The sequence below is a fragment of the Streptomyces sp. YIM 130001 genome (assembly GCF_003574445.1).
Taxonomy (GTDB): domain Bacteria; phylum Actinomycetota; class Actinomycetes; order Streptomycetales; family Streptomycetaceae; genus Streptomyces.
Window position 1 is genome coordinate 1 of the sequence record NZ_KZ984552.1, and the last position, 19,679, is coordinate 19,679.

Here is a 19,679-nt window from a genome sequence, read left to right on the forward strand (position 1 = left end):
GTTCAGCCGTCGCACCCGATAGGCGACTCCGCCGTCCACCGGGTGCTCGCCCTCGTAGGTCTGTGCGCGCATCTCGCACCAGGCCGGGATGTCGAGGCGGGCGGCCGCGTCGTCGGACAGGACCGTGACCGTGCCGCCCACCGGCACCCGGCCGATGACCTTCGCCAGCTCGATCACCGGGATCGGGCACCGTTTGCCGAGCGCGTCGACGACCAGGTCCGGCGCCTCGCCCGCATCCCCCGGGCTCGCGTCCGGTGAAACCGCATCCCCGTCCGCGGGCGCCACGGAGCCCGCAGCCGAATTCCCCGCCGCCGAGGACCCCGCGGCCGGTGCCCCCAGCTTCGCGCGCACCTCCGCCACCACCCCCGGCACCACCTGGAGGAACCGGTCGACGTCGTCCTCCGCGGTACCCAGCGGCAGCGACACCCGGATGTTCCCCTCGCTCAGCACCCCCATCGCCTTCAGCACATGGCTGGGCGTCAGCGTGGAGCTGGTGCACGAGGACCCGGACGACACCGAGAATCCGGCCCGGTCCAGCTCGTGCAGCAAAGTCTCCCCGTCGACATGGAGACAAGAGAACGTCAGCAGATGCGGCAGACGCTGTTCCGGATCACCGACGACCTCGACGTCCGGCACCAGTTCGGCCACACGCCGCCGGATCCGGTCCGTCAACTCGCGCAGCCGGGCCGCTTCTTGGGCCGCCTCCGCCCGTACGGCCCGCAGCGAGGCGGCCGCGGCCACCACCGCCGGAATGTTCTCGAAGCCGGCGGCCCGCCCCGACTCCCGCTCGTCGACCGGCCCTTGCGGCGCGAAGCGCACCCCCTTGCGGACCACGAGCAGACCGACACCGGCGGGCCCGCCCCATTTGTGCGCACTCCCGGCGAGCAGCGACCAGTCACCCGGCACCGGCCCCCACAACAAGGACTGCGCCGCATCCACCAGAAGCGGCACCCCCGCCGCGCGACACGCCGAGGCCACCTCCGCCACCGGCTGTCGCGTCCCCACCTCGTGGTTGGCCGACTGAAGACATGCCAGGGCGGTGTCCGCCCGCAGCGCCGCGGCGAAGCCCGCCGGATCGACCCGGCCGGCACGGTCGACGCCCACCTCCACCACCTCGCCGCCGGCCTTCTCGTGCACCGCGGCCGAATGGAGTACGCACGAATGCTCGACGGAGGACACGACGAGGTGACGCCCCACCCGCGACCGGCCGGCAAGCGCCCCGGACATGGCGGAGTGCACCGCACGCGTACCGGAAGGGGTGAACACCAGCTCGTCCGGGCGGCAGCCCACCGCCTCGGCAGCGGCCTCGCGCGCGGCATCGAGCAGCAACCGGGCCCGCCGGCCCTCGCGATGGAGCCGGGCAGGGTCCGCCCAGCCCTCGTCCAGCGAGGCCTCGAGGGCCTGCCGGGCCACCGGATGCAGAGGAACGGAGGAAGCGGCATCGAAGTAGGGCACGCACTCACGCTATCCCCGCCCAGCGGACGGCCCGCGACGGCCCGCGTCCCCTTCCTTCCGCGGCAGCCGCCACCGCATCCGTGCGACGGTCCACGCGCGACGCGCCGGGTGCCCGATGTGCACCCGCACCGCAGTGAAGCCACCGTCAGATACCGCGCCGAGGCCCGGACTCGGGGCGCCGCAGCCCCTGCTCACCACCCCTTCGGGGAGTGCCGCGGCGCGTTGGGCACCCTCCCCGCGCGACCCTAAATAGCGTCCAGTAGGGTTTGGTCCGCATAAACATCCAAACCCTGCCCGTACAGGGTCCGGAGCCCGACCACCTCTAAGGACGAGCCCGGCCGAGCGGGCGAGACTCTCGGGAAGGCGCTACGTGAGTCCCAACGGCTCCGACCTCCCCCATCGCCTGAAGGGCGTGGGCGGTACCCCCATGTCGCGGCGCCCGATGCGGCGGAAGCTGCTCCAGGCAATGACTGCGGGCCTGATCCTGGCATCCGCCACAGGTTGCACATACAAGGACTTTCCCCGCCTTGGTATGCCCACCCCGACGACGGAGGAGGCGCCGCGGATCCTGTCACTCTGGCAGGGCTCGTGGGCGGCAGCTCTCGTCACGGGTGTGCTCGTATGGGGCCTGATCCTGTGGAGCGTGATCTTCCACCGGCGCAGCCGCACCAAGATCGAGGTTCCTCAGCAGACGCGGTACAACATGCCCATCGAGGCGCTGTACACCGTGGTTCCGCTGATCATCGTCTCCGTCCTCTTCTACTTCACCGCTCGGGACGAGTCGAAGCTCCTCGCACTCTCGGACAAACCGACTCACACGGTCAATGTGGTCGGATTCCAGTGGAGCTGGGCCTTCAACTACGTCGAGGACGTCGAAGGCTCGAACGGCGACGCGAAGAAGGACGAGAACCTCAAGGCGATCCCCAACCGGCTCGTCGAGCAGTTCCCGGACAACGCGGGCGGTGTGCACCACGTCGGTACTCCCGGCGAGCGCAACCCGCAGAACAACAACCCGGGCCCGACGCTGTGGCTGCCGAAGGGGGAGAAGGTCCGGTTCGTCCTGACCTCCCGTGACGTCATCCACTCCTTCTGGGTGGTGCCGTTCCTCATGAAGCAGGACGTCATCCCGGGACACACCAACACCTTCGAGGTGACCCCCAACAAGGAGGGCACCTTCATGGGTAAGTGCGCCGAGCTCTGCGGCGTCGATCACTCCCGGATGCTCTTCAACGTCAAGGTCGTCTCCCCCGAGCGCTACCAGCAGCACCTGGAGGAGCTGGCCAAGAAGGGCCAGACCGGCTACGTCCCGTCAGGCATCGAGCAGACGGACCCGGCCAGGAATGCGGAGAAGAACCAACTGTGAGCATCCTCAATGAACCCCAGGGTGCCGCCGCAGCCGACGACTCATACGAGGACGAGCTGCCGGTACGGCGCAAGGAGCCGGGCAACGTCGTCATCAAGTGGCTCACCACCACTGACCACAAGACGATCGGTTCGCTCTACCTGATCACGTCGTTCGCGTTCTTCTGCATCGGCGGCGTGATGGCGCTGTTCATGCGCGCCGAACTCGCCCGTCCCGGCACGCAGATCATGTCGAACGAGCAGTTCAACCAGGCGTTCACGATGCACGGCACGATCATGCTGCTGATGTTCGCGACGCCGCTGTTCGCCGGCTTCGCGAACTGGATCATGCCGCTGCAGATCGGCGCCCCCGATGTGGCGTTCCCGCGGCTGAACATGTTCGCCTACTGGCTCTACCTGTTCGGCTCGATCATCGCGGTGGCCGGCTTCCTCACCCCGCAGGGTGCGGCCGACTTCGGATGGTTCGCGTACTCACCGCTGTCCGACGCGGTCCGGTCACCGGGCGTCGGCGCCGACATGTGGATCATGGGTCTGGCCTTCTCCGGTTTCGGTACGATCCTCGGGTCGGTCAACTTCATCACCACGATCATCTGCATGCGCGCCCCCGGCATGACGATGTTCCGGATGCCGATCTTCACCTGGAACGTCCTGCTCACCGGTGTGCTCGTGCTGCTCGCCTTCCCGGTGCTCGCCGCCGCGCTGTTCGCCCTGGAGGCGGACCGGAAATTCGGGGCGCAGATCTTCAGTCCGGAGAACGGAGGTTCGCTGCTCTGGCAGCATCTGTTCTGGTTCTTCGGGCATCCAGAGGTGTACATCATCGCCTTGCCGTTCTTCGGCATCGTCTCCGAGGTCATTCCGGTCTTCTCGCGGAAGCCGATCTTCGGTTACTCGGGTCTGGTGGGCGCGACGATCGCCATCGCCGGTCTCTCGGTGACGGTGTGGGCGCACCACATGTACGTGACGGGCGGCGTCCTCTTGCCGTTCTTCTCCTTCATGACGTTCCTCATCGCGGTGCCGACCGGTGTGAAGTTCTTCAACTGGATCGGAACGATGTGGAAGGGCTCGTTGTCCTTCGAGACACCGATGCTCTGGTCGATCGGCTTCCTGATCACCTTCCTCTTCGGTGGTCTGACGGGTGTCATCCTGGCCTCGCCGCCGATGGACTTCCACGTCTCCGACTCGTACTTCGTGGTGGCGCACTTCCACTACGTGGTGTTCGGCACCGTGGTGTTCGCGATGTTCGCCGGATTCCACTTCTGGTGGCCGAAGTTCACCGGCAAGATGCTGGACGAGCGTCTCGGCAAGATCACCTTCTGGACGCTGTTCATCGGATTCCACGGCACGTTCCTGGTCCAGCACTGGCTGGGTGCCGAGGGCATGCCGCGCCGGTACCCGGACTACCTCGCGGCCGACGGGTTCACCGCGCTGAACACCATCTCCACGATCAGCTCGTTCCTGCTCGGCCTGTCGATGCTGCCGTTCTTCTACAACATCTGGAAGACGGCCAAGTACGGCAAGAAGATCGAGGTCGACGACCCGTGGGGCTACGGCCGCTCGCTCGAGTGGGCGACGTCCTGCCCGCCGCCGCGGCACAACTTCCTCACCCTGCCGCGGATCCGGTCCGAATCCCCGGCGTTCGACCTGCACCACCCTGAGATCTCCGCCATCGACCAGCTCGGGCACTCCGGGCACGGGGCCTCGGCCCTCTCCGGCAGCAAGGAGGCCGGCAAGTGAAGATCCAGGGCAAGATGTTCCTGTGGCTGAGCGCCTTCATCCTGATCGTCGCCGTCGTGTACGGCTACTGGTCGAAGGAGCCGGTCGGCACCACGGCGCTGGTCCTGTCCTTCGGACTGAGCGTGATGATCGGCTTCTACCTGGCCTTCACGGCCCGGCGGGTCGACTCCATGGCGCAGGACAACAAAGAGGCCGACGTCGCGGACGAGGCCGGCGAGGTGGGGTTCTTCTCCCCGCACAGCTGGCAGCCTCTCTCGCTCGCCGTCGGTGGCGCTCTGGCCTTCCTGGGCGTCGCGATCGGCTGGTGGCTGCTGTTCTTCTCGGCGCCGCTGCTGCTGATCGGCCTGTGGGGCTGGGTCTTCGAGTACTACCGCGGAGAGAGCCAGAACCAGTAGCACACCGCACTGCCCGAGGGACCCGGACACTCCATCAGGAGGTCCGGGTCCTTCCTTTGCCGTATCGGGTGACCCTCGTACGGGTCACCCGACGCGCCGGAATTGACGGTGGTTCATACCGTCGGACCATGAGCCACTCACCGCGAATCCGCACGGTACTGAGCTGCACGCTCGTTGTCGTCGCCCTCGGGGCGGGCGCCGCGGGCTGCGGCAGCTCCGACGGCCATCCGCTCTCGGCGCAGCCGTACGACGCGGCGGGGCAGGTCGACTTCAACGGTCCCTCCGAAGGCAAGAAGGCCGACCCGGACAAGCCCATCGAGGTCACCGCGCAGGGCGAGGACGGCCGCATCACCGATGTGACGGCCACCGACGCCGCCGGCCGCTACGTGGCCGGCGAACTCTCCGCGGACGGCACCCGCTGGCACTCCACGGCGTCGCTGGCGGCCGAGGCCACGTACACGGTGCAGGTCAGCACCGAGAACGAGGACGGCTCGCCCGGCCGCAAGCAGCTCACCTTCGATACGGGCGTCGCCAAGAAGAAGCAACTGAAGGTGGAGTTCGGCCCGGAGAAGGGGACCTACGGAGTGGGCCAGCCCGTCACCGCCGAGCTCAGTGAGCCGGTCAAGGGCAAGGAGGCCAGGTCCATCGTCGAACGCGCCCTCAAGGTGCGCTCGCAGCCCGTCACCGAGGGCACCTGGCACTGGGTGGACAGCGAGAAGCTGCACTACCGCCCGAAGGAGTACTGGCCGGCCAACGCGACCATCGACGTCAGCTCGAACCTGCGCGGCATCAAGGTCACGGACAAGCTCAGGGGCGGTGAGTCCAAGCCGCTGAAGCTGAAGACGGGCGACCGGGTCGAGGCCGTCGCGGACGCCGGCGCGCACTACATGACGGTGTACCGCAACGGCGAGGAGATCAACTCGATCCCGGTGACGACCGGCAAGCCCGGCTACTCCACCCGCAACGGCACCAAAGTGGTGCTCGGCAAGGAGTACTTCGTCCGGATGCGCGGGACCAGCATCGGCATCGCCGAGGGCACCTCGGACTCGTACGACCTGCCGGTGTACTACGCGACGAGACTCACCGACACGGGTGAGTACGTGCACGCGGCACCGTGGTCGGTGGGCTCGCAGGGAGCGGCCAACGTCAGCCACGGCTGCGTGGGCATGAGCACCGGGAACGCCGCCTGGTTCTACGAGACCGTCCGCCAGGGCGACCTGGTGAAGACCGTCAACAGCGAGGGCGAGGACATGCCCGCCTTCGGCAATGGTCTCGGTGACTGGAATCTCAGCTGGGACAAGTGGCGTGCGGGCAGTGCCGTGTTCGGTGACACGCCCGTCGGTCGCAGCAAGGTCGATGCAGCCCGGCTCCGGCCGCAGGTCTGAGCCGGATGCCGCCCGGGCGCCGGAGACGACGCCCGGGCCGTCGGCCGTACCGAAGCTCCCGTGGGTGCGTGGGACGGCCGCAGGGAGGCAGCCGGCGGCTCTCAGGCCCCGACGGCTGTACGGGCGCGCAGCAGCTGCGCCAGCGCGGAGGCGAACTCGACGGGCTCGACGGGCAGCGTCACGGCCGCGTCGGCACGGCTCCAGGTGGCCAGCCAGGCGTCCTGGGGGCGTCCGATGAGCAGCAGTACGGGCGGGCAGTTGAAGATCTCGTCCTTGATCTGCCGGCAGACACCCATGCCACCCGCCGGAGCGGTCTCGCCGTCCAGGACGCAGACGTCCACGCCGCCGTTGTCCAGCTCCTTGAGGACCGCGGGCAACGTGGCGCACTCGATGAACTCGACCTGGGGCACGTCCGTCGCCGGGCGCCGTCCCGTGGCCAGTCGCACCTGCTCGCGGGTGTTGGCGTCGTCGCTGTAGACCAGGACCGTGGCGGTCGCCTGCATCGTTCCTCCGTGACTGCGCTGTCAGTTGGCCATCCGGGCGGTCGGAGCCATCGGCCCCGTGAGGGCTGTGACGGTCATGAACCGATGGCCGGATGCTACTCCGTCCAACACCCCGTCAACACCGGTAAGGACAGGCCTTCGATGGGCCATCCGGGCTGGACATCGGGGTGGAACACTCCGAACGGCACCCCCCGGGGTGAGGGCGGGATAAGCGACCGACATAATGTCGGTCGTGGCGACAGCAACGACAGTAGATACCGGGCACGCGCACCCGTCGGTCAATCGGCCGAACCTCACCAGCGTCGGAACCATCATCTGGCTGAGTTCCGAGCTGATGTTCTTCGCGGCCCTTTTCGCGATGTACTTCACCCTGCGTTCGGTTACGGGTGCCGAGCACTGGAAGGAAATGGCCTCGGCCCTCAACTTCCCGTTCTCCCTCACGAACACCACGATCCTGGTGCTCTCCTCCCTCACCTGCCAGCTCGGCGTTTTCGCCGCCGAGCGCGGGGACGTGAAGAAGCTCCGGATGTGGTTCATCGTGACCTTCATCATGGGATCGGTGTTCATCGGAGGTCAGGTCCTCGAGTACACGGAGCTGGTCAAGCACGAGGGGCTCTCCCTCTCGTCCGACCCGTACGGCTCCGTGTTCTACCTGACCACCGGGTTCCACGGCCTGCATGTGACGGGTGGGCTCATCGCCTTCCTGCTGGTCCTCGGGAGGACCTATGCGGCCAAGAGGTTCACCCACGAGCAGGCAACCGCCGCCATCGTCGTGTCCTACTACTGGCACTTCGTCGATGTCGTCTGGATCGGCCTCTTCGCCACGATCTACATGATCAAGTAAACGGGCGCCGCACCGGCGGCACATCCGGACACAGTCCAGAAGCATCGACGCAGAAGATCCTGACACCGGGGTAATCCGTGAAAAAGCTCTCCGCACGACGACGCCATCCGCTGGCGGCGCTCGTCGTCCTACTCCTCGCGCTGGCGGCTACCGGGGGGCTGTACGCCGCGTTCGCGCCGGCGGACAAGGCGCAGGCCGAAGAAACCGCCCAGTCCCTCGCCATCGACGAGGGTAAGAAGCTGTACTCCGTGGGCTGCTCCAGCTGCCACGGAACCGGCGGTCAGGGCAGTTCCGACGGCCCCAGCCTGGTGGGCGTCGGCTCCGCAGCCGTCGACTTCCAGGTGAGCACGGGCCGGATGCCGGCCCAGCAGCCCGGCGCCCAGGTGCCCAAGAAGAAGGCCATCTACTCGCAGGCGGAGGTCGACCAGCTCTCGGCGTACATCGCGTCGCTCGGTGCCGGTCCGGTCACGCCCACCGAGAAGCAGTACAACCCCGAGGGCGCCGACATCGGCAAGGGTGGCGAGCTGTTCCGCAACAACTGCGCGCAGTGCCACAACTTCACCGGTAAGGGCGGCGCACTCACCCACGGCAAGTACGCACCGGATCTTGCGGACGTCTCGCCCAAGCACATCTACGAGGCCATGCAGACCGGCCCGCAGAACATGCCGTCCTTCCCCGACACCACGATGCCGGAGCAGCAGAAGCGCGACATCATCGGCTACCTCGAGTCGGTCAACAGCGACAAGACCGACAACCCCGGCGGGCTCACCCTGGGCGGCCTCGGTCCGGTCAGTGAGGGTCTGTTCGCCTGGATCTTCGGTCTCGGCATGATGATCGCCGTCGCCGTCTGGGTTGCCGCGCGGACCGCAAAGGCCAGGAAGTCATGAGTACCCAAGACATTCCAGAAGAGAACCTGCCCAGTGAGCAGGCCGCCGGTCACGGCGAGGTGGCGCACGCGGACGCCAAGGACCCGTTCGAGAATCCGGGGCTTCCGCCCCATGAGCACCGGATCCAGGACATCGACGAGCGGGCCGCCAAGCGCTCCGAGCGCACCGTGGCCCTGCTGTTCACGCTGTCCATGATCGCCACGGTCGCGTTCATCGCGTCCTTCGTGGCGTTCCCGGTCGACAAGATCGTCTACATCTTCCCGTTCGGCCGGATCAGCGCGCTCAACTTCTCGCTCGGACTGACTCTCGGCCTCGCCCTGTTCTGCATCGGCGCCGGCGCGGTCCACTGGGCCCGCACGCTGATGTCCGACGTGGAGATCGCCGACGAGCGGCACCCGATCGAGGCCGAGCCCGAGGTCAAGGCCAAGGTCATGGAGGACTTCCGGCAGGGTGCCGCGGAGTCCGTCATCGGTCGGCGCAAGCTGGTCCGTAACACCATGTTCGGTGCACTGGCCCTGGTTCCGCTGTCGGGTGTGGTGCTGCTGCGCGACCTCGGCCCGCTGCCGGAGGACAAGCTGCGTCACACGCTCTGGTCCAAGGGCAAGCTCCTGGTCAACCAGAACACCAACGAGCCGCTGCGTCCCTCGGACGTCCGCGTCGGTTCGCTGACCTTCTGCAAGCCGGAGGGTCTGGAGGAGCACGACCACGACTTCCAGAAGGAGATCGCCAAGGCTGCCCTGATGATCGTCCGCATCAAGCCGGACGACATCAAGGACAAGCAGCAGCGCGAGTGGGCGCACGAGGGCATCGTCGCCTACTCGAAGATCTGCACCCACGTGGGCTGCCCGATCTCCCTGTACGAGCAGCAGACGCACCACGTCCTCTGCCCGTGTCACCAGTCCACCTTCGACCTCTCCGACGGCGCCCGAGTCATCTTCGGCCCGGCCGGTCACGCCCTGCCGCAGCTGCGCATCGGCGTGAACGAGGAGGGCTACCTCGAGGCGCTCGGCGACTTCGACGAGCCCGTCGGTCCTGCCTTCTGGGAGCGCGGATGAGTACTGAAGCAACCAAGACCGCACCGGCGGCCCCCTCGGGCCGCAAGGCACCCGCCGGCGAGAAGGTCGCCGACTGGGCCGACGGCAGGCTGGGCATCTACGGCCTGGCCAAGGCCAACATGCGGAAGATCTTCCCGGACCACTGGTCCTTCATGCTGGGCGAGGTCTGCCTCTACAGCTTCATCATCATCATCCTCACGGGTGTGTACCTGACGCTGTTCTTCCACCCGTCGATGAACGAGGTGGAGTACCACGGCAGTTACATCCCCATGCAGGGCCAGCTGGTGTCCGAGGCCTTCAACTCGACGATGCACATCAGCTTCGACGTCCGCGGTGGTCTGCTGATCCGGCAGATCCACCACTGGGCGGCGCTGATCTTCGTGGCCGCGATGCTGGTCCACATGATGCGCGTCTTCTTCACCGGCGCGTTCCGCAAGCCGCGTGAGGTCAACTGGCTGTTCGGCTTCCTGCTGCTCGTCCTCGGCATGTTCACCGGTTTCACCGGTTACTCGCTGCCGGACGACCTGCTCTCCGGTACCGGTGTGCGCTTCATGCAGGGCGCGATCCTGTCCGTCCCGGTCGTCGGCACGTATCTGTCGATGTTCCTGTTCGGCGGGGAGTTCCCGGGCGGCGACTTCGTGGCCCGCTTCTACTCGGTCCACATCCTGCTGTTGCCGGGCATCATGCTCGGCCTGCTGGTGGCGCACCTGATCCTGGTCTTCTACCACAAGCACACCCAGTTCGCGGGTCCCGGCAAGACGAACAAGAACGTCGTCGGCATGCCGCTGCTCCCGGTGTACATGGCGAAGGCCGGCGGATTCTTCTTCCTGGTGTTCGGTGTGATCGCGGTCGTCGCGGCGGTCGCCACGATCAACCCGATCTGGGCCATCGGTCCCTATCGACCGGACATGGTCGGCACGGGCGCCCAACCCGACTGGTACATGGGCTTCTCCGAGGGCCTGATCCGTGTGATGCCTGGCTGGGAGATCAACGCGTGGGGTCACACCCTCGTACTGGGCGTCTTCGTCCCGCTGATCATCTTCCCGCTGGTCCTCGTGTCGATCGCCGTGTACCCGTTCATCGAGTCCTGGATCACCGGGGACAAGCGCGAGCACCACATCCTGGACCGCCCGCGCAACGCCCCGACCCGTACGGCCTTCGGTGTCGGCTGGCTCACCTGGTACTTCATCCTGCTCGTCGGTGGTGGTAACGACATCTGGGCGACGCACTTCAATCTGTCGATCAACTCGATCACCTGGTTCGTCCGGATCGCGTTCTTCGTCGGGCCCGTGCTCGCCTTCATCGTCACCAAGCGGATCTGCCTCGGACTGCAGCGCCGGGACAAGGACAAGGTCCTGCACGGCCGCGAGTCCGGCATCATCAAGCGGCTGCCGCACGGTGAGTTCGTCGAGGTGCACGAGCCGCTCAGCCAGGAGGACCTGCACACCCTCACGGCACACGAGCAGTACCAGCCGGCCGCCATCGGCGCGACGACCGACGAGAACGGTGTGGAGCGCAAGGTGCCCGCCACCGAGAAGCTGCGCGCCAAGCTGTCCGAGGGCTACTACGGGGAGGACAACCAGATCCCCAAGCCCACGGCGGAGGAGTACAAGGAGATCACCAGCGGCCACGGCCACCACTGATGCTCCGTAGCAGTACCTGAGCAGTATCTGCTGTGCCACCGCTCTGAGCCCCGTCCATTCGTCGGACGGGGCTCTTTGCGGTTCCGGGGCTTGGCTAGGCTGAGCCCCGTTCCCGAAAACGCCGTTACGACACCAGGAGCGACCATGAGCGCTGTGCACCCCGCTGGAGGCGACACCGCGGCGGCCCGTTCCTGGCCCGGAGTACTGAACGGACTCCTCGACGGCCACGACCAGAGTGCCGACGACACCGCCTGGGCGATGGACCGCATCATGCGCGGCGAGGCGAGCGACGCGCAGATCGCCGGCTTCGCGGTGGCGCTGCGGGCCAAGGGCGAGACGGTGGACGAGATCAGCGGGCTCGTCCGCACGATGTACGAGCATGCCAACGTGATCGACGTACCTGGACCGAGTGTCGACATCGTCGGTACGGGCGGCGACGGCGCGAAGACCGTCAACATCTCCACGATGTCCGCGATCGTCGTGGCCGGTACCGGGACCAAGGTCGTCAAGCACGGCAACCGGGCCGCGTCCTCAGCGTCGGGGGCCTCCGACGTCCTGGAGAAGCTCGGCGTGAATCTGGAGCTCAGCCCGGGGCGGGTGGCCCAGGTCGCCGACGAGGCCGGCATCACCTTCTGCTTCGCCGTGCGCTTCCACCCCGCGCTGCGTCATGTGGCGGTCGCGCGCAAGGAGTTGGGCATCCGCACGGTGTTCAACTTTCTGGGTCCGCTGACCAATCCGGCCCGGGTGAAGGCCCAGGCGACCGGTGTCGCGGACGCCCGGATGGCGCCCATCATCGCCGGGGTGCTGGCCGAGCGCGGCTCGAGTGCCCTGGTGTTCCGCGGGGACGACGGACTCGACGAGCTGACCACCACAGCGACGTCCCGGGTCTGGGAGGTACGGGACGGAGCGGTGCGCGAGGAGGGCTTCGACCCCCGGGACGTGGGCGTGGACCTGGTGCCGGTCGAGGCACTGCGGGGCGCCGACGCCTCGTACAACGCGGAGGTGGCGCATCGGCTGCTGGCGGGGGAGCGGGGGCCGGTGCGGGATGCGGTCCTGCTCAACGCCTCCGCAGCGCTGGTTGCGGCCGGGCGCGCTGAGGGGTCCCTGGTGGATCGGATTCGGGGTGGGATGGAGTTGGCCGCCGATGCGATCGACTCGGGGGCGGCGAAGGCTGCGCTCGAGCGGTGGGTGGCCGTCAGCAACTCGTAGTGCCTGCGGTGCGGCTCGGTATCGGGGGCGGCTCGGGATCGGGTTCGGCTCGGTATCGGGTTCGGCTCGGTGGGGGCGGTGGAGCCGTTCCCCTTGCAGCCCGTCGGCGATTGAGGGCGTGTTCGGCCGGTGCGTGCCGGGCGGGTGCGATTTCGAGACGTCCTCGGCCGCCTGGCGGGCTCGGGGAGGGTCCGGGATGTGGACCGGGTGTTGCGCGCAGAGCATCGTTTGGCATACTTCCAGGCAGGTCATGAGCGACAGCGACGAGGCCCCGGCCCGCTGTCCGGCAACCCTCCGTCCGTGGCGGGGTGCCCCGGGTGAAGACCAGGCCGTAGGCAGCGAGGTCTGCGGCAAGCGCGGACCCCTGCGAACTTGGGGTCCTGGTCCTCGAGGGAGCAGTCTCGTGAGCAAGCGAATGCGATAGGGCGTCCCGCCCCACCTCCGGTTACCCCCTTCCTTTCTCCTGCGTCGACGTGTGCCCCCGCGTGCACCGTTCGCGCAGTGAATTCGTTTGCCTGTCACGGGAGTTCGCCATGTCTGCAGTCACCGCCGCCGCCGCCGCCACCACCGAAGGCCCCGTCGCCTGTACGCCGCTCGAGGTGCTCGGCCGTGACGTGAGCGTCCCGCTGGTCACCGGTGGCGAGGTCACCTACGCCGCCCTCGACTACGCCGCCAGCGCCCCCGCCCTGCAGCGCGTCTGGGACGACGTGGCGGCCTACGCCCCGTACTACGGCAGCGTGCACCGCGGTGCCGGCTACCTGTCGCAGCTGTCCACGGACCTCTTCGAGAACAGCCGCCGCACCGTCTTCGACTTCCTCGGCTGCCGCACCGACGACCAGGTCGTCTTCACGCGCTCCACCACCGACTCGCTGAACCTGCTCGCCTCCGCGCTGCCCACCGACTGCCAGGTCTTCGTCTTCGAGACCGAGCACCACGCCTCGCTGCTGCCCTGGCGGGACGCCCGCGTCACCTACCTCGACGCCCCGCGTACGCCCGACGAGGCGGTCGCCACTCTGGAGCGCGCGCTCGCGGCCCGCGATCCGCACGGTCCCGCGCTGGTCTGCGTCACCGGCGCCTCCAACGTGACCGGTGAACTGTGGCCCGTACAGGAGCTCGCTGCCGCCGCGCACGCCCACGGCGCACGGATCGTGCTCGACGCCGCACAGCTGGTCCCGCACCACGCCGTCGACATCGCCGAACTCGGCGTCGACTGGGTGGCGTTCTCCGGCCACAAGCTCTACGCGCCGTTCGGTGCCGGCGTGCTCGCCGGACGGACCGACTGGCTGCAGGAGGCCGAGCCGTACCTGGCCGGCGGCGGCGCCTCGCGTGCGGTGACCCGGCGCGAGGACGGCGGCGTCGACGTCGAGTGGCACACCACCGCCGCCCGGCACGAGGCCGGTTCGCCGAACGTCATCGGTGCGTACTCCATCGCCTCCGCCTGCAAGGCGCTCACCGAGGCCGGCTTCGATGAACTCGTCGCCCGTGAGCAGGAGTTGATCGCGGAGCTGCGGTCCGGGCTCGCCGATGTGCCCGAGGTGCGGGTGCTGTCGCTGTTCGGCGACGACGCGCCCCGGGTCGGGGTGCTGTCCTTCGTCGTGGACGGCTGGAACAGCTCGCACTTCGCCGCCGCTCTCTCCGCCGAGTACGGGATCGGCGTACGCGACGGACTGTTCTGCGCCCACCCGCTGGTGCGCACCCTGCTCGGCAGCGACCCCCAGGAGCAGGGCGAGTGCGGTGCCCCCGAGGCCGCGCCCGGCCAGAAGTCCCTCAACGCGATCCGGGTGAGCTTCGGGGCCGGCACGCCCGACGAGCACGTCGAGCGCTTCGTCCGGGCCGTGCGGGAGCTGGTCAGGGACGGTGCGCGGTGGAACTACCGCACCGAGGACGGCCGCTGCGTCCCGGACACCGACGCCTGACACCGGGCGCCCTCGCACCGACGCCCGACGTTCTACGCGGCCAGGCGCGCGCCCAACTGGACCATCCTCAGCGCGCGTTCGGTCGCGTCGGTGAGGAACTCCGCGCCCCGGCCGAGCGCTTCGTGCAGCGAGACCGGCGCGGGCAGGATCGAGCTGTACGCGTCGACGCCCGACGCCTCGACGTGGTGCGCCCCTTCGCCGATGGTGCCCGCAAGGACCAGGACCGGACGCCCGGAGAGCTTGGCGCGGCGGGCCACCTCGGCGGGCACCTTGCCGCGTGGCGTCTGGTGGTCGAGCGCGCCCTCCGCGGTGAGCACCAGATCGGCGCGGGCAAGCCGGGCGTCCAGGTCGAGATGGTCGAGGAGTACGTCGAAACGTGGGCGGAGCCGGGCGCCGAGAGCCGCGAGCCCCGCACCGAGACCACCGGAGGCGCCGGTGCCGCTGCCCAGACGCAGATCGGTATCCGTGGGCAGGTCACGGCGCAGCACGGCGGCCCAGTGGTCGAGTGCGGCCGAGAGCTCCTCGACCTGGGCGGGGGTCGCGCCCTTCTGCGGGCCGAAGACGCGGGCGACTCCGCGCGGGCCGCACAGCACGTTGTAGGGGTTGCAGGCGACCTCGAGGTCCGTGCCGGCCAGGCGCGGGTCGAGGCCCGAGGAGTCGATCCGCGCCAGGGAGCTCAATCGGCTCCCGCCGTACGGGAGTTCCGTGCCGTCGGCGGTGAGGAGCCGGGCGCCGAGTGCCTGCAGCGCGCCGGCGCCGCCGTCGGACGTACCCGAGTCGCCGCAGCCGACCAGGATGCGGCGGGCCCCGAAGTCGAGGGCCGCTCGGATCAGTTCGCCCACGCCGTGCGTGGTGGTGGCGCCCGGGTCGCGCAACTCCCGCGGAACGAGAGACAGTCCGGCCACCGCCGCCATCTCCACGACCGCGGTGTCCGCGTCGAGCAGCGCGAAGTGGGTGGCTACCGGCTGTCCGACCGGACCGGTGGCCGATTGCTCGACGAGCCGTCCGCCGGCGGCAGCGGCCAGCGTCTCGGCCGTTCCCTCACCGCCGTCCACCAGAGGGATCAGATCGACCTCGGCGTCCGGGACGACCCGGCGTACCCCCTCGGCGATGGCCGCGGCGGCGGCCTGTGCGGAGAGCGACTCCTTGAAACCGCTCGGGGCGACGACGAATCGAGTCAGCATGCTCGAATTCCCTTCAGGGGCACGGTACGTGGGGCGGTCGGGCAGAACGAGGGCGCTACGGCGCGAGCACCGGAACACCGAGCAGCGGCCACACCGCCAGGGCGAAGAGCAGCACCAGGACGGCGGTCAGCGGCGCGAGCAGTGCGGACATCCGCAGCAGGTCGGCGGACGTGTACGTGGGCGTACCGGGTATCTCGGCGAAGAGCGTGACCGGCTTCGCGGAGGCGGGCAGCGTGTGGCAGAAGCCGGCCGCCGCCGTGGAGGCGAGGGCTGCGGCCACCGGATTCACGCCGGCGCCGATCGCGGCCGCCACCACCAGCGGTACGAGCACCGAGGACCGCGCCGAACGGGACTGCAGCACCAGATGCGCGGCCGTACTGATCGCGATCACGGAGGCCAGGAACACCCAGGGCGGCAGCGAACCCGGCAGATGCGAGACCAGCCACTTCGCCGCCCCGGACTCCGCGAGTGCGACGCCCATGGCCATCGTCGCGGCCATGAAGAGCAGCAGCGCCCAAGGCACCGTCTTCAGCGCGTCCTTGAGGCGTACGGTGCCGAGCGCGGGGGAGGCCGCGACGACCGCGCCGATCAGCGCGACCACCGCGGGCGGCACCTGGTGCAGCGGCTCGCTGCACCACAGGGCGACGACGGTGGCGAGCAGCAGTGCGCAGCGCGTCTCGTCCTGGGCGAGCGGTCCGGTGACCGGCCGGTCGCTGTGCTCCTGGATCTGCTCGGCCGTGATCGTCACCGGCCCGCGCCGGTCCTCCCGCTTCGTCGTCGTCCACAACACGACCTCGGCGGCCAGATGGGACGAGACGACGGCGAGCGGCAAGCCGAGCAGCAGCCACTGGGTGAAGCCGATACGGTCGCCGGTCGCCTCCCACAGCACGGACACCGTGATGAGATGCGCGCCCGCACCGATCAGTGTCGCCACCGCGGACAACAGGATCACCGTCGGGAAGAGCAGGGCCAGCATCACCACCAGACGCCGGCGGCCGGCCAGCACCTTGGCGAGGGCCAGGAACACCGGCAGCGCGAGCGCGGCCCGGCCCGAAGTCGCCGGTACGGCAAAGGCGGTGACCACGAGCGCCGCCGTCGTCAGATGCGTCAGCTGACGCACCGAACGGGCCCCGCTCACCAGGAAGGCCGCCGCCCGTCCCGCGAGTCCGGTGCGCGCCACCGCCGCGGCGAGCACGAACGCGCAGATCAGCAACCACACCGTCTCGTCGCCCAGAGTGCCGAACAGGGTCTCGCTGCTGATCACCCCGGTAGCCGTCAGGGCGAGCCCCGCACCCAGCGCGATGTACGTGTCGTCGATCGGGGTGGCGATCCAGGCGCAGGTGGCGAGCGTGAAGACACCCAGGGTGAGCCGGGCCTGGCCGCTCAGCTCGGGGAAGTTCCCGGGCACGAGCAGCAGCGCGCAGATGCTCAGAGCCACGCAGAGGGTTGCCGTCTGCCGGAGATTCAGTGTCACGCCACGCAGTCTTCGGGCCGGCCGTGAGCGCTGAATGAGGCCCTCATGAAAGGAAGTTCACCGACCCGGCGTCATCCGGGCAGGGCCCGCCCGGACGACGCCGAGCCGGTCAGTCTCCGGCCGGCAGCCGGTAGCCCATGCCGCGGACCGTATCCACCCGTTCGGCGCCGAGCTTCTTGCGCAGCGCCCGTACGTAGACATCCACGATGTTCGACCCGGGATCGAAGTCGTAGCCCCAGACGTGGGACAGGATCTGTTCGCGGGACAGCACCTGGCCCGGATGGCGCAGGAACAGCTCGAGCAGGACGAACTCCCGGGCCGTGAGGTCGACGAGGCGGTCGTCGACACGGGCCCTGCGGGTCCGCAGATCCAGCGCCAGCGGCCCGTTGCGCAGCACGGTGACCTCGGGTGCGCGGGCCGCGGTGCGCAGCCTGAGGCGCACCCGGGCGAGCAGCTCCTCGAAGCGGAACGGCTTGGTCATCCAGTCGTCCGCGCCGCCCTCGAGGCCGGCCACCGTGTCGCGTACGGAATCGCGGGCCGTCAGAACGATCACCGGTACCGTCACGCGGTCCTCGCGCAGCTGTCTGAGTACCGTGAAGCCGTCCCGGCCGGGCAGGCCGATGTCGAGCACCATCAGGTCGAAGCCGCCGGTGACCGCGTAGTCGTACGCCTCGTCACCGTCGCCGACGACCGTGGTCGTGAAGCCGTTGGCCCGCAGGCCCTTCTCGACGAAGGAGGCGATGCGTTCCTCGTCCTCCACGATCAGGATGCGGTTCACCGGTCGTCCTCTCTGTTCTGCTTCTCCGGCTTCTCCGGCTTCTCCGGGCGCTCGGCCGCCTCCGGGTGCTCCGGCAGGTCGAGGGCGAAGGTGGCTCCACCGCCCTGGGTGGTACGCAGGCTCACCCGGCCCCGGTGGCCGTCGGCGATGGCGCGCACGATGGACAGGCCGAGGCCCGCTCCGGTGCTCCCGCGGGCACCACGGCGGGCGGTGCCGCGTCGGAACCGTTCGAAGATCACGTCCACGTCCTGCGGCTGCACCCCGGGTCCGGTGTCCGCCACGTACAGCTCGATCCGGTGGGCCGCGGCGCGCGAGCCGATCCGGACGGTCCGGCCCTGGGTGGTGTGCTGCACCGCGTTCTGCGCGAGCTGCACCATGGCCTGCGTGATGCGCTGGGCATCGACGCGCACCTCGCGGTCGGCGACCTCGGCCAGCTTCCAGTCGCGGTCGCCCAGCGTCCTGGCCTTGACGAAGACATCCGCGGTCAACTCGGCGAGCTGTACGGGCTCGGGGGTGACGAAGTCGGGCCGCTCGGCCTTCGCGAGCAGCAGCAGGTCCTCGACGATGCGGCTCATCCGGTCCAGCTCGTCGGTGACGAGCCGCACGGTCTCCTCGCGTTCGGCGGGATCGTCGCCCATCAGTTCCAGATGCCCGCGCACGATCGTGATGGGCGTACGCAGTTCGTGGCCGGCGTCGTCGACGAACTCGCGCTGGGCGGCGAAGGCCCGCTCCAGGCGGTCCAGCATGCCGTTGAACGTCTCGGCGAGCGCGGCGATGTCGTCCTTGCCCTGCACCGGTATCCGCCGGGTCAGATCCTGCTCGGTGAGCTGCGCGGCGGCGGTCCGCACCAGGCGTACGGGCTTGAGGATGCGGCCGGCGACGACCCAGCCGATGCCGGTCGTCATGAGCAGGGCCACCCCCGATATCGCGAGCAGGATCCGGAACACCTCGTCGGCCTTGTCCTGTTCGCGGCCCGGGTGGAAGGCGACGACGAAGGCGGCCTCGGGATCGCCGCCGTGCCGGGCCACCTCGACCTTGGCCCAGCGGATCTCGCCCTGCGGGCGGTGCAGGGTGCCGGCGGGGTCGTCGGAGGCGAAGATGGCGCGGCGGGCCGCAGCGTCCTTGTGCAGCGGCAGCGCGGCCGGTATGTCCCGCTGCTGTACGAGCTTGGCCGGGTCCCGGCCGGTGCGGGCGACCAGACCCATCAACTCCTCGTCGGAGTCGGCGTACTGGCGCTGCAGGAAGAGCCGTAGCAGCCGGTCGGGATCGGTGAAGCGCTGACCGGTCTCGGGGTCGACGCCCTGGCGCTCGAAGTTGGTGAATTCGCTCGCCTCCTGGGCGAGCAGCCGCGCGACCCGGTGGTCGGTGTCGCGCCCGAGGATGGAGCGGGTGGTGGTGGCGACCGCCGCGAGCGCGACGGCCATCACGAGGAGCAGCCAGAGCAGGATGCGGACGCGGGCGGAGAGGCGGCGGGGCACAGGCTCAGCCGTCGTCCCTGTCGTCGGCGCCGTTGTCGTCATCATCATCCGAGGTCGAGTCGCCGCCGGTCGTGTCGTCATCGTCGTCGCCCGAAGGCTCGTCGGTCACCGGGGGCGGGGAGACGACCTCGTCACTGGGGGCCGGGTCCTTGGTCGTGCGGTCCGCCGGGCCGGAGGGTGATTCCTCCAGTTCCACCTTGGGCGGCACTTTCGGGGTCTCGGGGCTGTCGGTGAGGGCGTAGCTCGTGGCGGCGATACCGAGGGGGATCGCCACGACGGCGGCTAGCGCCGCGATGCGATGCGAGAAGGCCATGACGGCAAGACTGGGGCGCGAAGGGGAGATCCAGCATGAGCAGCGGATGAAGAAGTCCTCATCC

The 19,679-nt window shown here is 69.1% G+C and carries 17 protein-coding genes and 1 riboswitch; of the genes, 10 read left to right on the forward strand and 7 right to left on the reverse strand.

Annotation, left to right across the window (positions count from 1 at the left end; translation table 11 throughout):
* Positions 1 to 1,455, reverse strand: a 1,455-nt coding sequence (locus tag DSC45_RS09985) for a cysteine desulfurase/sulfurtransferase TusA family protein (RefSeq protein ID WP_119289262.1), incomplete at its 3' end; no start/stop codon positions are given.
* 427 nt (positions 1,456 to 1,882) lie between these two features.
* Between DSC45_RS09985 and coxB the strand changes: the two genes are divergently transcribed.
* The 4 genes from coxB to DSC45_RS10005 all read left to right on the forward strand — a co-directional run bounded on the left by coxB (position 1,883) and on the right by DSC45_RS10005 (position 6,331).
* Complete coding sequence (gene coxB / locus DSC45_RS09990) at positions 1,883 to 2,818, forward strand: aa3-type cytochrome oxidase subunit II (RefSeq protein ID WP_119289907.1); 936 nt, start codon at positions 1,883 to 1,885, stop codon at positions 2,816 to 2,818.
* Positions 2,815 to 4,551 carry an aa3-type cytochrome oxidase subunit I gene (ctaD, locus tag DSC45_RS09995; protein WP_119289264.1) on the forward strand — a complete coding sequence of 579 codons (1,737 nt, stop codon included), beginning with the start codon at positions 2,815 to 2,817 and terminating at the stop codon, positions 4,549 to 4,551. Before coxB ends, ctaD begins: the two co-directional genes overlap by 4 nt.
* Positions 4,548 to 4,946 (forward strand): cytochrome c oxidase subunit 4, encoded by a 399-nt coding sequence (locus DSC45_RS10000; protein WP_119289266.1) that lies wholly within the window; start codon positions 4,548 to 4,550, stop codon positions 4,944 to 4,946. The genes ctaD and DSC45_RS10000 overlap by 4 nt, the downstream gene beginning before the upstream one ends.
* A 128-nt stretch (positions 4,947 to 5,074) precedes the next feature.
* Complete coding sequence (locus DSC45_RS10005; protein ID WP_119289268.1) at positions 5,075 to 6,331, forward strand: L,D-transpeptidase; 1,257 nt, start codon at positions 5,075 to 5,077, stop codon at positions 6,329 to 6,331.
* A gap of 101 nt (positions 6,332 to 6,432) precedes the next feature.
* Here the strand turns inward: DSC45_RS10005 and DSC45_RS10010 are convergent, their stop codons facing one another.
* Positions 6,433 to 6,834 carry a DNA-binding transcriptional response regulator gene (locus DSC45_RS10010; RefSeq protein ID WP_119289270.1) on the reverse strand — a complete coding sequence of 134 codons (402 nt, stop codon included), beginning with the start codon at positions 6,832 to 6,834 and terminating at the stop codon, positions 6,433 to 6,435.
* A gap of 223 nt (positions 6,835 to 7,057) precedes the next feature.
* Between DSC45_RS10010 and DSC45_RS10015 the strand changes: the two genes are divergently transcribed.
* The 6 genes from DSC45_RS10015 to DSC45_RS10040 all read left to right on the forward strand — a co-directional run bounded on the left by DSC45_RS10015 (position 7,058) and on the right by DSC45_RS10040 (position 14,388).
* On the forward strand, positions 7,058 to 7,678 hold the full coding sequence (locus DSC45_RS10015) for an aa3-type cytochrome oxidase subunit III (protein ID WP_119289272.1): 621 nt from the start codon (positions 7,058 to 7,060) through the stop codon (positions 7,676 to 7,678).
* 77 nt (positions 7,679 to 7,755) lie between these two features.
* Positions 7,756 to 8,565, forward strand: a complete 810-nt coding sequence (locus DSC45_RS10020; protein ID WP_119289273.1) for a cytochrome bc1 complex diheme cytochrome c subunit — start codon at positions 7,756 to 7,758, stop codon at positions 8,563 to 8,565.
* On the forward strand, positions 8,562 to 9,620 hold the full coding sequence (locus DSC45_RS10025) for a cytochrome bc1 complex Rieske iron-sulfur subunit (RefSeq protein WP_119289275.1): 1,059 nt from the start codon (positions 8,562 to 8,564) through the stop codon (positions 9,618 to 9,620). Before DSC45_RS10020 ends, DSC45_RS10025 begins: the two co-directional genes overlap by 4 nt.
* A complete protein-coding gene (locus DSC45_RS10030; RefSeq protein WP_119289277.1) occupies positions 9,617 to 11,263 on the forward strand; it encodes a cytochrome bc1 complex cytochrome b subunit in 1,647 nt (548 codons plus the stop codon). Before DSC45_RS10025 ends, DSC45_RS10030 begins: the two co-directional genes overlap by 4 nt.
* A gap of 144 nt (positions 11,264 to 11,407) precedes the next feature.
* Complete coding sequence (trpD, locus tag DSC45_RS10035; RefSeq protein ID WP_119289279.1) at positions 11,408 to 12,472, forward strand: anthranilate phosphoribosyltransferase; 1,065 nt, start codon at positions 11,408 to 11,410, stop codon at positions 12,470 to 12,472.
* Between the two features lie 246 nt (positions 12,473 to 12,718).
* Positions 12,719 to 12,835: riboswitch (SAM riboswitch) on the forward strand.
* 170 nt (positions 12,836 to 13,005) lie between these two features.
* Entirely contained in the window at positions 13,006 to 14,388 is a 1,383-nt protein-coding gene (locus DSC45_RS10040; protein WP_119289280.1) for an aminotransferase class V-fold PLP-dependent enzyme, read from the forward strand.
* Positions 14,389 to 14,420: 32 nt separating this feature from the next.
* Here DSC45_RS10040 and DSC45_RS10045 read toward each other — a convergent pair whose 3' ends face one another.
* The 5 genes from DSC45_RS10045 to DSC45_RS10065 all read right to left on the reverse strand — a co-directional run bounded on the left by DSC45_RS10045 (position 14,421) and on the right by DSC45_RS10065 (position 19,615).
* Positions 14,421 to 15,572 carry a glycerate kinase family protein gene (locus tag DSC45_RS10045; protein WP_119289282.1) on the reverse strand — a complete coding sequence of 384 codons (1,152 nt, stop codon included), beginning with the start codon at positions 15,570 to 15,572 and terminating at the stop codon, positions 14,421 to 14,423.
* 55 nt (positions 15,573 to 15,627) lie between these two features.
* Positions 15,628 to 17,046 (reverse strand): SLC13 family permease, encoded by a 1,419-nt coding sequence (locus DSC45_RS10050; protein WP_162929178.1) that lies wholly within the window; start codon positions 17,044 to 17,046, stop codon positions 15,628 to 15,630.
* Between the two features lie 109 nt (positions 17,047 to 17,155).
* Positions 17,156 to 17,824, reverse strand: coding sequence for a response regulator transcription factor (locus DSC45_RS10055; RefSeq protein WP_119289284.1), 669 nt, complete (start codon positions 17,822 to 17,824; stop codon positions 17,156 to 17,158).
* The gene (locus DSC45_RS10060; protein ID WP_162929192.1) at positions 17,821 to 19,344 is read right to left on the reverse strand and encodes a sensor histidine kinase; all 1,524 of its coding nucleotides are present in this window, start codon (positions 19,342 to 19,344) and stop codon (positions 17,821 to 17,823) included. Before DSC45_RS10060 ends, DSC45_RS10055 begins: the two co-directional genes overlap by 4 nt.
* Positions 19,307 to 19,615 carry a small secreted hydrophilic protein gene (locus DSC45_RS10065; RefSeq protein WP_119289286.1) on the reverse strand — a complete coding sequence of 103 codons (309 nt, stop codon included), beginning with the start codon at positions 19,613 to 19,615 and terminating at the stop codon, positions 19,307 to 19,309. Before DSC45_RS10065 ends, DSC45_RS10060 begins: the two co-directional genes overlap by 38 nt.
* Between the last annotated feature and the right edge of the window lie 64 nt (positions 19,616 to 19,679).